We start from the raw sequence: 17,230 nt of genomic DNA, 5'->3' as shown, positions 1-17,230 counted from the left end.
AAGTAAGTGACCGGGATGGACGTGCGCTGCCAACGTAGCGGCAGCGCGAAGGACACAGGGTCTTAGCGATGTTTAAGGGTGAAAAGAACCCCATTCACCATATACCAGCCGTAATAGTAATAGATTTTTAAAGGATTGTTTTTATAGATAATTCTTAATAATTCGAGGTGCCATTTCGCCGCTTTATTTTTGTTACGCGACAGCGAATCCCCCAGCTCGTAGTAGTTGACCAGCGTCTTCTGGATCACCCGGGCTTGTTTGTAGCGAAGGAACAACTCGTAGAGGAACAGGAAGTCTTCATGGCCTTTACGCTGGAAGAAGATGCCCTGTGGCGGACGGCGGAAACACACCGAGGAGAAGCAGACGCGATACTGCTTCTTCACGAAGTTTTCCTGTTGCAGATAAGGTTTGTGATAGTTGATGTCGTGATCGGCGGTTTTGGTTTTGTAGTGATAATGGGTGATCACGAAGTCGTCACCGGCGGCCAGCGCCGCAGCCTGCTCGGCCAGTTTCTCCGCGTGCCATTCGTCATCGCTGTCGAGAAACGCAATGATCTCCTCTTTAGCCGCGCGCAGGCCGACGTTACGCGTTTCCGCCGCGCCTAGGTTGACCTCGTTGCTGAGAATGGTGATGCGCGCGTCCTGGCAGTGCTCGCGCACAAAGGCGAGCGAGTCATCGGTGGATTTATCATTGACCAGGTAAAGATGCCAGTCGCTGTAGGTCTGATTAACGATCGACTCAACCGCACGCAAAACGGTTTTGCGCGCGTTATACATCGGCATCACGATACCGATGGTGCCAACATGATTTGTCATTTGTATACCCGGAGTGTCAGGAACCGAAAAAATGCTCCCGCTGCGGGAGCAAGTGAAAGTGATAAATCGATCAGGAAACCGCGCGCCTGCCCGTGAAGCGCGACTTCAGCTTATCGACCAGGCGATTGATGAAGTAGGCGCGGTTATCACGGTTGGTGAGGAAGAAGTAGCGCGCAAAACTGACGCTGGCCAGCAGCGAATTGCCATCCATTTTGTAGCGCAGCGGCAACTTAAACGCTTTGTAGGTATGGATATCGCGCGCCGTCAGGTGCGGCTTCATGGTGTCGAGCCAGAAGAAGGAGTATTTCACCGACTCGCCTTTGTGTTTGGAACCAAATTTGGTCACCAGATGGTAGGTCGCCAGGGGTTTGGCGATCATCACAAATTCGTAACCCATGCGGTCGGCGCGGATGCAGAAGTCATAATCCTGATGGCGAATATAGCGCGCATCAAACTGGATTCTTGCAGCATCTTCGCGTTTCAGCACGATGGTACTGGTCTGGATAAAGCCGTAACAGCCAAACAGATACTCCGCCACGGTCTCGTTTTTCCCCGGCGGCTGCATCGGCATCACTTTAAGGAAGCTGCCGTCCTGATGAATATTGACCTGGCTGAAGATGACATAGCGTGATTTGCCCTGCGCTTCCAGTTTGCGGATGGTGTCGCACACCTCCAGCAGTTTGTCCGCGTGCCACTCGTCGTCGGCGTCGAGGAAGCTGATGAAATCGCCCTGCGCCAGTTCAATACCTTTGTTGCGCGCACCGGCGCCGTTGAGTTTGACCTCAGACAGCTCCAGTTTGATGTCCAGATCCTGATAGCGCTCGCCGCGCACCACCTGCGCCAGTTCGGTGGCATCGGCGGATTTGTCATCCACGATGATGACTTCAAAGTTGCGATAGGTTTGCGCTTTGACGCAATCCAGCGTCGTGACAATCGATTTCGACGCGTTATAAGCGGGAATTACAATTGAGAAGCGGATGTCCTGCATTGCCAGCACCTCTTAAACAGCTGTTCCAGATTCAACGGTAACGCGAGCGGCCTGTAGAAAGGAATCGGCTTTGTTCTGAAAAATCATGCCGTTAGTATTCTTTTTCAATAAGACTTTTCGTACCGTCACGGAAATACCTAAGATTGTGCTGTGTGTATGTTGGGTGGTGCAAAACGCACCGAAAAAAATCGTTATTATGTTCGCGGTATAAATTTTACCGCCGCAGTTTTCTGCGGTTAATCACCGCACCTTCCGTAGCGGCGCAATTTATTGCGCGATAAATCGCGCCGCTACAATTCTCTGCGGTGTATCCGCATGTTTTGCAGCGGCGCAATGCATGGCGCTTAGCCAGAGACGCGCCATAAAAAGGGGCGGAAAATCCGCCCCCGATGTTGCTTAGCTTTTGCTCTCTTTGCCGTACTCGTAGTTGTAATAGTCGTAGCCATAACCGTAGGCATTCGACGCTTTACGTACCACGGCGTTGAGGATGACGCCTTTAATCTCGATACCGTTCTGCGCGAAGCGCTTGTAGCTGACATCCAGCTCTTTGGTGGTGTTGGTTTCGAAACGTGCCACCATCAGCGAGGTTCCGGCCAGCTTACCGATGATGGACGCGTCGGTGACGGCCAGAATCGGCGGCGTATCGATCAGCACCAGGTCATAGTTCTTGCTCGCCCAGTCCAGCAGCTCCTGCATGCGACGATGCATCAGCAGCTCAGATGGGTTCGGCGGCACCTGACCGCGTGGCAGGAAATCAAAACCGTACACGCCCTTCTGAATCATCGCCGGCGAGAACTCGCTCTTGCCCGACAGCACGTTGGACAGGCCGGTCTTGTTGTCCGCACCCAGCAGTTCGTGGGTATAGCCGCGACGCATATCGCCATCGATGAACAGCACGCGCTGACCCGCTTTAGACACCAGCGTTGCCAGGTTGGCACAGATAAAGGTTTTACCAATACCCGGGCTGGCGCCGGTGATCATCAGGATGTTGTTTTTCGCTTCCATCATGGCGAAGTGCAGGCTGGTACGCAGGCTACGAATCGCTTCGATGGAAAGGTCCGTCGGATTGCCCAGCGCCAGCAGCGTATTGTGCGGATCCGGCTTCTCTTTGCTGCCGCGACGCGCCAGTGCTTCGGTGTCTTTCTTACGCTGCCATTCGGACAGGGGCACGCTGGCGTAAACGTTCATGCCCAGCTCTTCCAGCTGCTCCGGGTTGTCGATACCGTGGTGGAACAGCGCTTTCAGCAGCACCAGACCGACCGACAGGATCAGACCGACAATCAGGCCCGCCACAATAATCAGCAGTTTCTTCGGTGCCACCGGGCTGGTGCTGGTTTCGGCACTGTCGATGATGCGCACATCACCCACGGTGCTGGCCTTGCTGATGCCCAGTTCCTGCTGACGGTTCAGCAGCTGCATGTAGATTTCCTGGCCGGCCTGCACGTCACGCGTCAGACGCAGAATTTCCTGTTGGGTCTGCGGCATGGCCGAGATTTTCTTGTTCAGCTGCGCCTGTTCCGCTTCCAGCGTTTTGCGTTTTTCCAGCAGCGCGCGGTAAGTCGGGTGGTCTTTGGTGAACAGCTGTGACACTTCGGCTTCACGGAACGTCAGCTCATTCAGCTGGCTCTGCACGCTAACGGAAGAGTCAAGCGCCGATTTGGCTTCCAGCGACATGTCCACCGACTCGTTCTGACGACGGAAGGTGTTCAGCTTGTCTTCCGCATCGTCCAGCTTGGCACGGACATTAGGCAGCTGAGTGCGCAGGAATTCGAGGCTCTTTTCCGCCTGCTCTGACTTGCGCTCGACGTTCTGCAGCAGATAGTTGTTGACGATCTGGTTCAGTACGCGGCTCGCCTGCTCCTGGTCTTCATCCTGGAACTCAAGGCCCAGCACGCCGGTGGTTTTACCTTTGTCGGCGACGGTCAGCGCGCCCAGCACGGTTTTGATCGCCTGCAGGTCGCTCAGCTTGGTGACGCTGAAGCTGGTGCCTTCGTCCGCTTCAATGCCGCTCACCAGCATGGTGACGTCGCCGTGCTGCTCCAGCTGACCCACGCGGCCTTTGAACAGCTCGTCGCCGTCTTTGCTCACGGTGTAGGTCTGCGGACCGGTCACTTCCAGTTCCACGGTGCGCTTGTCGATGCTGCGCGGAATTTCCAGGCGTGAAATGGCGATCTGCGCCGGCTTGTTGCCCATCAGGCGCGACAGACCTTTACCGATTACCGGGAAGTAATTCTGCTGAATCACCGTGTCCAGACCGAGGTCGTTAACGGTTTTACCAATCACCATGCGCGATTCGATAATCTGAATCTCGGTGTCGGAAGCTGGCGTCGTCGGAATCACATCCTGTAATTCGTTCAGCACCGATGCGGTGTTTTTCTGCTCCACCTGCACCATAGCGTCCGCGCTATAGATCGGCGTTGCAAACAGTGTGTAGAGCGTTGCCATCAGCATAAAGAAAGCGGTGACCGCCACGATGATCCAGCGATGATCGATCAGCTGTCCCACAAGATGCGCCAGATCCCATCCATTCGAATCTTCTTTTGGCGCGGTCATAACCTTGTTTTTGATATTCATGGATATTCCCAACTATCGGCTTAGTACGTTAACCCATTTCTGGGTAGCGTTTTCCAGTAACCCGTAAACCTCTTCAAAGGCCTCACGGCTTTTTTTGTACGGATCCGCAATTTCCTGTTGGTTAAGCCAGTGGCCCAGCAGCATGGTCTTCCCCCGCGCAGCCGGATCGATGCGATTCACCTGCTCAACGTGGCGCTTCTCCATCACCAGAATCAGGTCATAGTCACGGCACATGCTGGCCGTTAACTGCTGAGCCTCGTGACCATCCAGCGAGACGCCGTGTTCAGCGGCGACGGCGCTGGCGGTCTTATCCGCCGGATGGCCCTTGAGGGCGCCCAGACCGGCAGAAGCGATACGGGTGTGCGGCAGTGCGCGTTTGAACAGACGCTCCCCGGTAGGGGAGCGGCAAATGTTGCCGACGCAGACGACTAACACTGACTTAATCATGGTAAAACCTTAGTTCGACCAGTTGCGGAAACGCAGCGCTGCGGAGCTTGCATCGTCGATACCTACGATGGTTGGCAGCAGCCCGGAAATCACGCGGTTCCAGCGGGTGATTGGTGTTGCGGTGACGTAGACAATGTCGTACGGCTCCAGTTGGAATTCGGTGCCCATCACCATGGACGCCGCATCTTTGGTGTTCAGCTGATAGATGTTGGCGATCTTGGTGCGGTTAGCACCGCGAATCGGACGAATCACGAACACGCCGGTGGCATCAGAGGTGGTTTGATCCATGCCCTGTGCGTTGCCCAGCGCTTCGGCCAGCGTCATGCCGCTGCGGTCCATCTTCAGCGTGGTCTGCTGTTTCACTTCGCCCATCACGAAGATCTTCAGATCATCGTTACGCGGTACGTAAAGAATATCGCCCGGATAGAGCAGATGGTTCTGGCTCAGGTCACCGTTTTGCATCAGCGCCTGCAGCGAAATGCGCTGCTCGCGACCGTTGTGCGTCAGCACCACGTTGCGCCAGTCGGCGTCGGCGGCAAGACCACCGGCGGCGTTCACCGCATCCAGCACGGTGAGCGGCACGTTGGTGATCGGCTGCTGGCCGGAGGTGGTAACCGAACCGGTCACGTAGGCTTTCTGCGAACGGAATGCGGCCACGTTGACATCCACCTGCGGGCTTTCAATGAACTGCGCCAGACGACGCGCGATTTCACTGCGGATTTCCGTCACGGTACGGCCTGCTACGCGCACTTTACCGATGTACGGATAGAAAATAGTGCCGTCGGCCTGCACCCAGTTACCGGTGTCGCTGGCGCTACGGTACTGACCGGCTGGCGTGGTCAGCTCAGGGTGATCCCACACGGTGACGTTCAGTACGTCGCCGATGCCGACGCGGTACTGATAGCCCTGAATCTCGTTCTGCAGCAGCGGGTTAGCCTGGGCTACCAGCGGCTTCGGACGCATCTGTTCAACCAGACGCGGCGTCAGAGGGAAGACGTTAACGTATTTATCGATGTCAAAGTTGCTATCCTGTTGCTCAATGACATCTTTTCCACTAGTGGTGAGGTGCGAACCTGGTTCAATGGTGCACCCGGAGAGGAAAGTCGCGGATACCAGTAACGGTATCAATTTAGTTTTCATTATCATCTGGTTCTTCGCTATCAGTTAATGATTGATAGAGGCGAAAACGCCGCTGTGTAAGCGTCTAACAAAAATAAAGGCAAGGAATTAAACACTGAAACTGAGGTTCATTATCATTCGCTCCCTGGTTTATGTTGTCACCCCGACGGCGGACGACATCAATTAAAGTGGGTTATCGTTAAGCGGCTTAATAACCCGCTCTGTTCGGGCTCGATAATGGCAGTTATCAGTAACAGACACTCCCAGCACCGGCAGTTATCAGGCGGGAACGTTATTTCGTCCCCTGCCCTTGCTGTCTATCAATAAGCGCCGTCGCGCTTGAGTACCACGCCGACCGTCTTAAACAGAATCGCGATGTCGTTCCACAGCGACCAGTTTTTGACATACCACGAATCGAAATAGACACGCGTCTCATAGTCAACGTCGTTACGACCGCTGACCTGCCACAATCCCGTCATGCCTGGCTTTGCCATCAGGTAATAATCAACATCACCGGCATAACGGCAGAGTTCATCTTCAATCACCGGGCGCGGGCCAACGAGGCTCATGTCACCGCGCACCACGTTCCACAGCTGCGGCAGTTCATCCAGGCTGGTTTTACGGATGAAATGACCGACTTTGGTAATGCGTGGATCGTTCTTCAGTTTGAAATCTTTGTCCCATTCGGCGCGCGCCACCGGGTCAGTGCGCAGCACCTCTTCCAGCACCTCTTTGGAGTTAATCACCATTGAGCGGAACTTCAGGCACTTAAATTTGCGACCGTTAAGCCCGACGCGTTCATGACCGTAAATTGGCGGTCCACCATCGCGTCCAACCATGAAGCCGAGCACCAGCAGCGCCGGCGACAGCGCGACGATGATGCTCAGCGCGCCGACGATATCGAACGCCCGCTTGAGGAAGCGCGAGGTGCGTTTCGCCAGGTTGTTGTTTACGCGCAGAATCATCACTTCATGGCTGAAGATGTACGCCATGTCGGTGCCGTACAGCGGCACACCGCGCAGCGTGGGAATCACCGAGACCGAGCGGCAGTTATGCATCGCCAGCATTTTCAGCCAGCGATCGCGGTGCTGACTTTGCTCAAACTCCACCGCGACGATGAACTGGGTTTCGCTGTTAGTCAGCTGCCACAATTCTTCCTCGTTGTGCAGCACCGGCACACCAGAGATGCTGGCCTGCGGGCAGCTGCCGTCCACGTCGAAGAAGGCGATCACATCAAAACCCATCACCTCTTCGCTCTGCAGTGCCTGCCAGGCTTCCTGCGCGTTGCGGTTGCTACCGATAATGATGGTTTGCTTTTTCCACATGCCGAAGTGATTCAGCACGCGTTTGGAAATAGCACGCGCCACGGGAATCAGCACCAGCGCTAAAATCCACGTTAACACCCAGACAAAGCGGGACATCTGCCACTGTGACAATGCTGAAATTGACAAATCGATGACAGAGAAAATAAGAATGGTACGAAAGACCTCTTTCAGCTCGAACCAGAAGGGTTTGCGATAGGTATAATGCCGCAGGCGAACCCAGAACCAGCCTGTACAAATTAGTGACAGACAGACATGGGTGGCGATTTTTAAATTCAGATCTTTTTCAGAAATATCTGCCAGTGGAGAATCGGTGAACGAATTAATCAGCGCGAGTGCAATAAACAACGCCGCGTTGAAACAAATTAAATCCGAGCACGCCAGTAAAAATTTTGTCAGAAGACTTTTATATGTAAATTCGTTATCGCGCATATTTGACTCTTTTATTTTATTTCCCTTAATCCCTAACGCCTTAGCCTGTGTAATTAATGAGCGATACATTAACTAACCCAGCGAGACAAACTGCGGCGAACTCCCCGGCATTTAGGCCAATTCTCTTTCCAGTAAAGCAAGAAAATTGTGATAAATACCAACAGATTAGTCTGACTTCCCTTTGCCGCAAGGCCAGACAATTCTTAACCTGTGAAAAGCACGTCAGGCACGCTACCGCCCTTGGCTGTCGCTGCCAATACCGCTTACAACACCCTATTTTCTGTCCGCGCTTTGCGGCCACGCCGGGAAATACCCGCCCTAACCCGTGCACGATCACAATTCACAACATTAAGAAGCTAAACAGCGCGCTATTAACAACATTGGCGCAGACATTTACTAACACGTTGCTATACTAGTTATTACTGGCTTGTTTACAAGTAGGCCCCGTCTTCCCTGCACTATTTTAGGAAAAAGACTACCAGCCATAAGTATTGATGCCAGCCCTGCCAGGCAAATTCACGCCAAAATTCAGAATAATTCGATACCCGCCTTCAGACTTGTCGCATTAAAAATGTACGCTTTTGCCAGTGGATAAGAATAAATAGTGACGATCATCCACGCAGGATGTTTATCCATACTTTCCGCTTATCACACTCTCCAGCGGGGTGAGATTAATCCTAATACGCATCCAATCCGCGACATCCGCGCGGCAGGGGCGTATTTGTACCCTGTCTGACGATTAACTATCATCAGACTAAGCTCATTTTTAGACATTATGGTGATGAAAGTATGTGGGAGTGGATCATCGATCCGTCGCTCTGGGCAGGATTAGTCACGCTAATCGTTCTTGAGCTGGTGTTAGGTATTGATAACCTGGTTTTCATTGCCATTCTGGTAGAGAAGCTGCCGCCGACGCTGCGCGACCGCGCGCGGGTGTTCGGTCTGCTGCTGGCGCTGGTGTCGCGACTGGCGCTGCTGGCTTCGCTGTCGTGGCTGGTCACGCTGACCCAGCCGCTGTTTACCCTCTGGCAGCACAGCTTTAGCGCGCGCGACCTGCTGCTGCTGGGCGGCGGTATCTTCCTGTTGTTTAAAGCTACCACCGAACTGAACGCCCGGCTGGAGGGCAGCGACGAGGATTCGGGTCAAAATAACAGCGGTGCTAAATTCTGGCCGGTGGTGGCGCAAATTGTGGTGCTGGACGCCATCTTCTCGCTGGATGCGGTGATTACCGCTGTTGGCATGGTCAATGACCTGCCGGTGATGATGATCGCCGTCACCATCGCTATTCTGCTGATGTTACTGGCCAGCAAGCCCCTGACGCGCTTCGTTAACGGTCATCCTACCATCGTGATTCTCTGCCTGAGCTTTTTGCTGATGATCGGCTTTAGCCTGGTGGCAGAAGGCTTTGGCTTCGTCATTCCAAAAGGCTATCTGTACGCGGCCATCGGCTTCTCGATCGTGATTGAGATCTTTAACCAGCTGGCGCTGTTTAATCGCCGCCGCTTTCTGTCCGCCGACCGCCCGCTGCGCCAGCGTACTGCCGAAGCGGTGTTGCGCATTCTGCGCGGGGAAGCGCAGCGCGCCGAACTGGATGCCGATACCGCATCGCTGCTGAGCGATAACGACGGCGGCGCGCTGTTCAATCGCCAGGAGCGGCGCATGATCATGCGCGTGCTGGGCCTTGGCCAGCGGCAGATCAGCAGCATCATGACCTCGCGCCATGACGTGGAGCACATTGACCTGAGCGAAGACCCGCAGTCCATCATGGATAAACTCGACCGCAATCAGCACACGCGCATTCTGATTACCGAACAGGGACGCGATCCGCTCGGCGTGGTGCACGTCATCGATCTGCTGCATCAGTCGCTGCACAGTAACTCGCTGGATTTACGCGCGCTGATTCGTCAGCCACTGGTGTTTCCCGAGCGCCTCACCCTACTGCAGGCGCTGGAACAGTTTCGCCATGCGCGCACCCACTTTGCCTTTGTGGTGGATGAGTTTGGTTCGGTGGAAGGCGTGGTGACGCTGAGCGACGTAATGGAAACCATCGCCGGTAATCTGCCCAATGAAGGGGAAGAGATTGATGCCCGTTACGATATTCAGGCCGCAGAGCATGGCGGCTGGATCGCCAACGGCCATATGCCGCTGGAAGATTTAGCGCTGTACGTGGCGCTGCCGCTCGATGACAGGCGCAATTACCACACGCTGGCAGGATTGCTGATGGATAGCCTGCAGCACGTGCCGGCCGAAGGTGAGGAGTTGCGCGTCGGCGATTATCTGCTGCGCACCCTACAGGTGGAAAACCACCGGGTACAGAAGGTAGAGATTGTGCCGGTCGCGCCCGCCCCGTTTATTTAACCGGCGCGCGGGTGTATTTATCCTGCGTGTGCGGCCGCCAGTGTTACGATTTGTAGCGGCGCGATTCATCGCGCATGCCCGACCGCCGCAGCGTTGTAGATTGCGCAATAAATTGCGCCGCTACCCGTCAGTGCAACGCCCGGCAGCGACGCGAATCATCGCGCTATGAACACCCCGATAACGTCGCCCTGGTCCTTTTATTGCCGCGGCGCAGATTTCTGGCTATCCAGCCACTGATTGAGGCGCGTTTTGGCTTCGCTCTGCCACTGCTGGCGCACCACATCATCTACCGGCAGCGAATACTGCAGGTTGTTCCAGTTACCGTACATGCGCAGCGGAATCGGCTGACCGTTGAGTACTTTCGCCAGCCGGTCGTCGCCCTGCCAGCCGCGCAGAATCATATTAATGGTGACATCCAGCTGCTGCTTCACCACATCCACGTTGCCGTGCATTTGCAGCGCCAGCCGGCTGCTGCCGCCCTGCAGGTCCGGCAGCGTGACGTTACCCTGCTTCAGGCTGATACGGCCGCTTAACTGCTCAATGCCCTGATCGTCCGGCTGGTCGTTGCTGACGCGGTTACTGACGCGCGCCACGGCACGCCGCACCATCTGCTGCAGATTGAGCTGCGCCAGCTGCAGATTGGTGGCTTCCAGTTCTGCATTGCCCTGCCAGTTCTGTTTCGCCTCCGCCACGCTCAGGCCGGCACCGCTGATTTCGCCCTTGAGCGAGACCGTGCCCTGCAGCGAGGCCGGCAGTTCCAGCGCTTTAAGCAGCGGCGCGATGGCAATGCTGCTCAGCTCCGGCTGAAACGCCACCTGGGTGACCGGCTGGCGGATATCCACCGAGCCGGGAATGGAAAAGTGGCCGTCACCAAATTTGCCCTGCAGCTTGTTGAGCGTCAGCAGCCCCTGCTGGTTGCGGGCATCAATTTGCAGATTGGTCAGGGTCAGGCCGCGCCACACACTGCTGTCGGCGTCGAGCGACAACTGCAGGTCCATGCGGTTGAGCGGCGAGTCCGCATTATCGTGCGTGCGCGGCGCGGCAATCACCGGCGTGCGCATCACGTTAGCCTGCTGCGTGGTGCTGTTATCGCTGGCGGGCGCGCTGGCCATCAGGTTATCCAGATTGAGCGAGGTCGCATGCAGCGCGAGACTGAGTTGCTGCGGCAGAGCCAGCCGGCCCTGCGCGCTGCCGTCAAGGGTGCTGTCATTGGCGGTTAACTGCAGCTTACTCAGCGCAAACTGCTGCTGGTCGCCGTCCCACTGCGCCTGCCCGCTCAGCGTACCTTTGATGCCCTGCGGCGGCAGGTTGGCGCCGTCCAGCGTGTAATCCAGCTCGTCGAGCTGGCCGCTGATGCGGTGCGGATAGTGCGCGACATCCATCTGCCCTTTCAGGTTAAGGCTGAGATTACGCTGGTTGCGCGACACGCGGGTCGCCAGCTCCACGCTGGCCTGCCGATTGTCGTCCTGATTCAGATTGAGGTTGAGATCGCGGAAGTTGTACTCGTCACCGCCCGGCTGCTGCCAGATAAGCAGGCTGTCGGCGATACGCAGTTTGCTGATGTTAAAGGTCCAGCCGTTGCTGGCGGCAATAGCCGGTTCGCTGTCGCCCGGCTCAATCGGTGCGCCCTGCGGTTTCTGCACCGCGCTGTCCGGCGTGGCGCGAATAATCGCGTTCTTCAGCATCACCTGGCTGACGCTGAGCTGATGCGACAGCAGCGGCCACAGATTAACGTCGAGACGCATATTATCGGCGGTCACCATCGGCTGGCTGGCGCCAGGCGCGGTCAGGCTCATGCGGCCGGCCAGAATGCTGAGCTGCGGCCAGACGTGCCAGCGCAGGTCGCCGCTCACTTCAAGCTGATAACCACTGCGCTGTTTTACCTGCTGTACCATATAGGTACGAAAGTCGTTGGGATTGACCAGCAACACCAGTGCCGTCATGCCCGCTACGACCACCACTAACAGGATGGCCAGCGTGGTTATCAGTCTTCTCATTGCATCCTCATCACCGTCAGATTTCAGGCTGCTGCCGCGAAATCACTCCAGGAGAAACGTTAGTCTTTATCAATACGGCTGGCGTCGGCGCCCTGCTGCCCGCGATATTTGGCGTCTTCGCGGCGATTGTAAGGACGCGCTGCCGGTCCGGACAGCGGTTCAAAGCTTAGCGCACCAATCAGCATGCCGGGACGCAGCGCCAGTGGCAGCTTGCCCGAATTGTAGAACTCCAGCACGATGCGGCCCTGCCAGCCTGGATCGATGCGGTGCGCGGTCACGTGCACCATCAGGCCGAGACGTGCCAGCGACGAGCGGCCATCCAGCCAGCCGACCAGATCATCGGGAATGGTGACGGATTCCAGCGTTACCGCCAGCGCCAGTTCGCCCGGATGCAGAAAGAACGCTTCGCCTTCCGGTAGCACGATCTCATCGCTCATCACGCGATCCAGCGCCGCGCTCACTTCGTGTTTTGGACCACTCAAATCAATAAACGGTGCGGTGTGGCCGCTAAAAGTGCGGAACTGATTACCGAGGCGCACGTCCACGGTGGCACCGTTAATCCGCTCTACCGGCGGGCGCGGATCAATGGCCAGCTTGCCGCTGTCCAGCCAGCTTTCAATATCGCGATCGCATAATCTCATCGCAGCAACTCCATGATTAAGTGTAGCGAAAGGTGGTCAGGTTGTGACAAACCGCTCGCGTCACGTCCATCCGGACGCACGGTTTCCCGCTCCGGTCCGGCTGAACCGGGCGGACGTCGTCAAAGATACTGGTTAATTTTGGCCTTGAGGATATCAATGGCGATACGGTTTTTACCACCGCGCGGCACAATGATGTCGGCATACTGTTTGGAAGGCTCAATGAACTGCAGGAACATCGGGCGCACGGTCTTTTGATACTGGCTCATCACCGAATCCATCGAGCGGCCGCGCTCGTTGACGTCTCGCTTCATACGGCGCATCAGACAGATATCCAGCGGCGTGTCGACGAAGATCGAGAAGTTGAGCTCCTGGCGCAGTCGCGCATCGGTCAGCAGCAGAATCCCTTCCAGAATGATCACCTTTTTTGGCTTCAGGTGAATGCACTCGTCGGTACGGGTGTGCTCAACGTAGCTGTAGACCGGCAGGTCGATATCTTCGCCAGCCTTCAGCGCGCGCAGATGCTGCAGCAGCAGATCGTGATCCATCGCGCTCGGATGGTCGTAGTTGGTTTTCACCCTCTCTTCCATGGTGAGGTGGCTTTGATCTTTATAGTAGGCATCTTCGGGGATCACACCGATATGCTCGTCACCGACCTGGTCACGGATTTCACGATAGAGCGTGCTGGCGATAAGACTTTTTCCGGATGCGGATGCACCTGCAATGCCAACGATCACGCACTGATGAGACTTGTCAGTCATACTTTTTTAAGACCTGATAACTGGAGCCGGTTTCTGTCTGCACAAAAACAGGCCGATTGAGAGGGTTTGGTGGCGGCAATTATAAGGATTTCACCGGTTTGATGCCAGAGAAAAGCGGCGCGCCGCCTTTTCAGACTATCCCGTTTTGCAGCCAGCCGCTTAATCGATACACTGTTCATCTGCCCGCCGTGTGACTGGCGGGCGCCCGATAGTCGTTGCAAGGAAAAGTATGAGCTGGAGAACCCTGACCTATTTCGGCGACAGTATGTTGCTGATCCCCACCGCGGTGATCATCGCACTGGTGCTGCCGTGGAAAAGCGACAATCGTCGCACCGTCTGGTACTGGCTGCTGGCGTTTGGCCTTGCCGGCCTGCTGGTCAGCATCTCGAAGATTATGTTTCTCGGCTTCGGCATTGGCAGCGCGCGCTACAACTTTACCGGTTTCAGCGGCCATAGCGCCATGTCAGCGACGCTGTGGCCGGTGATGATGTGGCTGATCTCCGGCCGCTGGCCGACCTTCTGGCGCGCGGTGACCATCGGTATCGGTTATCTGATTCCGCTGATGGTGGGATTATCGCGCCTGGTGATCCATGCGCACTCGGTGAGTGAAGTGCTGGCCGGACTGATGCTGGGCTTTACCCTGAGCAGCGCGTTCCTGCTGAGCCAGCGTCGCACCGCGCTGAAGGGCTTTAGCGTGGTGCAAGTGGCGGTCGCGTTTCTGATTCCGCTGCTGCTGATGGGCCACGGCCGCGTTGCCACCACCCAGCAGTTCCTTGAGCGTTTTTCCGCTGACCTTGCCGGTCTGGAAAAACCCTTCACCCGCGCCGATTTGTTTCGCTGAGTGTGTTGCGCGGTAAAGGGTGTAATGTCTGTCGATGACGTTTTGAATACGTTTCACAAATGATTGCACATACGGTAGCGGCGCAATTTATTGCGCGATAAATCGCGCCGCTACAAAATTGTGCAATTTGTCGTGTCCTTACCTGAATCACCGCAGATCCAGCAGGCGCGATCCTGCCAGCAGATTTCACCGGTTTTGTAGGGTGCGCATGCATGCGCACCTGGATGCAGGCCGCAAAAAAACATTTCCGCACAAAGATATCTGACAGATGTGCTAGCATGCAGTAAGAGATTGACTGGCGCATTTTTCATCGAGTAATCAATGCGCGCTGCTGGATTCGTGCATGACTCTTGAGATGGTAACCTCGCAGGATACTCCGCAAAAAAAATGGCTCAGCGCCCTGCTGCTTGGCGCGCTGGCTTTTTTACTGACGCTGTTCTGCCTGGAACTGATTGTCGTCAGCGGCCGCATCTCCCCGCTCTGGTATTCCACGGCATTAATGACCATCGTGGTATTTCGTGCGCCATCGCGTCAGGTGCCGCTGCTGCTGGCCAGCTGTGTGCTCGGCACGGCGCTGGCCAATCTGCTGGTGATCGGCCCAGCCCTGAGCAATGTCAAATTCGCCATTCTCAATATGGTGCAGGCCATCGTCGGCGGGCTTCTGCTGCGCGCGTTGCTGGACCGCAAAGCGCCGCTTAACTCGCTGGCCGACTGGATACGCTTTGCGCTGGCTGCGGGCCTGATCGCGCCGCTGCTGGGCGGCGTCGTGGCGCTATGGATGCTGCACGTCGGCAGCCGCGCCTCGCTGCCCTTTTTCTCCACCTGGGTGATCTCGGAAGTGATTGGCGTGCTGGCCTTCGGTCCGGTGCTGCTGCTGTGGCCTAACAAGCCGCTGCGCCAGCTAATCACCCCGGAACGCCAGCTGGAAACGCTGCTGACGCTGATCGCCACGCTGCTGGCCAGCTATCTGGCGCTGCGCTTTCTGCCATGGCCGTTTACCTTTATCGTGGTGATTCTGTTCTGGTGCGCGGTGCGCCTGCCGAAATTCGAAGCCTTCCTGCTGTTTTTCCTTAACGCCAGCTTTATCTCGCTGCTGCTGGCGCTCGACTGGGTTAACCTGGCACGCAACGATCTGCTGCTCGGCCAGATCAGCACCTGGCTGCCGTTTTTGCTGGTGCTACTGCCGAGCCACGTTATGGCGCTGGTGATGGACGCCTTTCAGCGTGAAAAACACCACATCAGCGAAAGCGAAACCCGCTTCCGCAACGCCATGGAATATTCCGCCATCGGCATGGCGCTGGTATCACCGGAAGGCGGCTGGCAGCAGGTCAACCAGTCACTGTGCCGGACGCTGGGTTTCGCGGCGGAAGAGCTGAAAACGCTCACTTTTCAGCAGATCACCCATCCGGACGATCTCAACAGCGATTTACAGCAGCTGGAGCGCCTGCTTAGCGGTGAGATCATGACCTACACCATGGAGAAGCGCTATTTCCGCAAAGATGGCGAGATCGTCTGGGCGCGCCTGACCGTCTCGATGGTGCGCGATGCGCAGCTGCAACCGCTCTACTTTATCGCGCAGATTGTGGATATCTCCGAACTGAAGCAGAGCGAGCAGGTCAATCAGCGGCTGATGGAGCGCATCACGCTGGCCAATGAAGCGGGCGGCATCGGCGTGTGGGAGTGGAATCTGCTGAACGGCGAGATGTTATGGGACAAGCGTATGTACGAGTTATTCGCGCTGGAGTCGCACCGGGTGCCGAGCTACGACCTGTGGCTGCATCTGGTGGATGCTGAGGAGCGTGAAGCGGCGGCGCTGACCATTCAGCAGGCGATTGAGCGTCGCAGCGCCTTCCAGCTGGAGTACCGCATCAATCTGCCGCAGGGCGTGCGCTACGTCCGCTCCGAGGCCAATAGCATCATCAGTCAGGATGGGCAGATTGAACGCATGCTCGGCATTTGCCAGGACATCACTTCGCTGCGCGCGCTGAATGAAGCGCTGTTCCAGGAAAAAGAGCGTATGGCCATCACCCTCGACTCGATCGGCGAAGCGGTGATCTGCACGGACGATGCGATGCGCGTAACCTTTATGAATCCGGTGGCCGAGGCGCTGAGCGGCTGGCCGCAGGAGAAAGCGGCTGGCGTACCGCTGAGCGAGCTGCTGACGATTACCCGTGGCGCGCAGGGGCCGCGCGTGGAGAATCTGTTGCTGTGCAGCCTGCCCGCCAGCAAAACCACGCCGGACCTCGAAGAAGAGCTGGTATTGCACGCCCCGGACGGTGCGCAGGTCGAGATTCACTACAGCATCACGCCGCTGAAAACCCTGACCGGCAGCGACATTGGCACCGTGATGGTGATTCATGACGTCAGCGAATCTCGTCGCATGATGAAGCGGCTCAGTTACAGCGCCTCACACGATATGCTGACGCGCCTGCCAAACCGTCACAGCTTTGAACAGCAGCTGAAACGGCTGGTCAATGACGCCGCCGTGCATCACAGCGAACACGTACTGGTGTTCATCGATCTCGATAAGTTTAAAGCGGTCAACGATAGCGCCGGACATGCCGCGGGCGATGCCCTGCTGCGTGCGCTGGCGGATCTGATGCAGCAGTATCTGCGCCACAGCGATGTGCTGGCGCGCCTGGGCGGCGACGAATTTGGCGTACTGCTGCCGCACAGTAACGTCGACCAGGCACGCGAAGTGGTGCAGCGCATTGTCAGCGCAGTGCATGATTTCACCTTTATCTGGCAGGAGCGGCCGTATCACGTCGGCGCCAGCGCCGGTATCACGCAAATCGATCAGCATAACTGCATTAGCAATGTGGTGATGTCGCAGGCCGACGTTGCCTGTTACAGCGCCAAACATGCCGGACGCGGCCAGTATCAGGTTTACCAGGAGGTTCAGGGATAATCTGCCGCGCTGCCCATTGCCAGCCCGCCT

Annotated in this window: 12 protein-coding genes; 3 read left to right on the top strand and 9 right to left on the bottom strand. The window is 56.5% G+C overall.

Annotated elements, in window-relative coordinates; translation table 11 throughout:
- Nucleotides 1-62: 62 nt before the first annotated feature.
- The 6 genes from MXF20_RS10955 to wbaP form a co-directional block, all read right to left on the bottom strand.
- On the bottom strand, nt 63-815 hold the full coding sequence (locus MXF20_RS10955; RefSeq protein WP_325969314.1) for a glycosyltransferase family 2 protein: 753 nt from the start codon (nt 813-815) through the stop codon (nt 63-65).
- 70 nt (nt 816-885) lie between these two features.
- Nucleotides 886-1,803: a glycosyltransferase family 2 protein gene (locus tag MXF20_RS10950; RefSeq protein ID WP_325969312.1), complete on the bottom strand. Its 918-nt coding sequence runs from the start codon at nt 1,801-1,803 to the stop codon at nt 886-888.
- A gap of 396 nt (nt 1,804-2,199) precedes the next feature.
- The gene (wzc, locus tag MXF20_RS10945) at nt 2,200-4,377 is read right to left on the bottom strand and encodes a tyrosine-protein kinase Wzc (RefSeq protein ID WP_325969310.1); all 2,178 of its coding nucleotides are present in this window, start codon (nt 4,375-4,377) and stop codon (nt 2,200-2,202) included.
- 12 nt (nt 4,378-4,389) lie between these two features.
- Entirely contained in the window at nt 4,390-4,824 is a 435-nt protein-coding gene (locus MXF20_RS10940; protein ID WP_325969308.1) for a protein tyrosine phosphatase, read from the bottom strand.
- A gap of 9 nt (nt 4,825-4,833) precedes the next feature.
- The gene (locus tag MXF20_RS10935) at nt 4,834-5,964 is read right to left on the bottom strand and encodes a polysaccharide export protein (protein WP_325969306.1); all 1,131 of its coding nucleotides are present in this window, start codon (nt 5,962-5,964) and stop codon (nt 4,834-4,836) included.
- A 299-nt stretch (nt 5,965-6,263) separates the two neighbouring features.
- A complete protein-coding gene (wbaP, locus tag MXF20_RS10930) occupies nt 6,264-7,697 on the bottom strand; it encodes an undecaprenyl-phosphate galactose phosphotransferase WbaP (protein ID WP_325969304.1) in 1,434 nt (477 codons plus the stop codon).
- A 789-nt stretch (nt 7,698-8,486) separates the two neighbouring features.
- On the opposite strand from wbaP, the gene MXF20_RS10925 reads away from it, so the two are divergent.
- Nucleotides 8,487-10,055, top strand: coding sequence for a TerC family protein (locus MXF20_RS10925; RefSeq protein ID WP_325969302.1), 1,569 nt, complete (start codon nt 8,487-8,489; stop codon nt 10,053-10,055).
- A gap of 197 nt (nt 10,056-10,252) precedes the next feature.
- On the opposite strand, the gene asmA is transcribed toward MXF20_RS10925, so the two are convergent.
- From asmA to udk, 3 genes are all read right to left on the bottom strand, one after another.
- Nucleotides 10,253-12,052: an outer membrane assembly protein AsmA gene (gene asmA, locus MXF20_RS10920; RefSeq protein ID WP_325969300.1), complete on the bottom strand. Its 1,800-nt coding sequence runs from the start codon at nt 12,050-12,052 to the stop codon at nt 10,253-10,255.
- 59 nt (nt 12,053-12,111) lie between these two features.
- Entirely contained in the window at nt 12,112-12,693 is a 582-nt protein-coding gene (gene dcd, locus MXF20_RS10915; RefSeq protein ID WP_021509321.1) for a dCTP deaminase, read from the bottom strand.
- Between the two features lie 119 nt (nt 12,694-12,812).
- Nucleotides 12,813-13,451, bottom strand: a complete 639-nt coding sequence (gene udk, locus MXF20_RS10910; protein WP_010615887.1) for a uridine kinase — start codon at nt 13,449-13,451, stop codon at nt 12,813-12,815.
- 229 nt (nt 13,452-13,680) lie between these two features.
- Here udk and MXF20_RS10905 point away from each other — a divergent pair, with 229 nt between their 5' ends.
- On the top strand, nt 13,681-14,292 hold the full coding sequence (locus MXF20_RS10905) for a phosphatase PAP2 family protein (protein ID WP_325969297.1): 612 nt from the start codon (nt 13,681-13,683) through the stop codon (nt 14,290-14,292).
- A 343-nt stretch (nt 14,293-14,635) separates the two neighbouring features.
- Complete coding sequence (locus tag MXF20_RS10900) at nt 14,636-17,200, top strand: diguanylate cyclase (RefSeq protein WP_325969294.1); 2,565 nt, start codon at nt 14,636-14,638, stop codon at nt 17,198-17,200.
- Nucleotides 17,201-17,230: the final 30 nt, after the last annotated feature.

This window comes from Pantoea dispersa (assembly GCF_035783935.1).
GTDB lineage: Bacteria > Pseudomonadota > Gammaproteobacteria > Enterobacterales > Enterobacteriaceae > Pantoea > Pantoea dispersa_C.
Note: the sequence above shows the minus strand (reverse complement) of the source record. Positions and strands in the feature narration are given on the sequence as shown.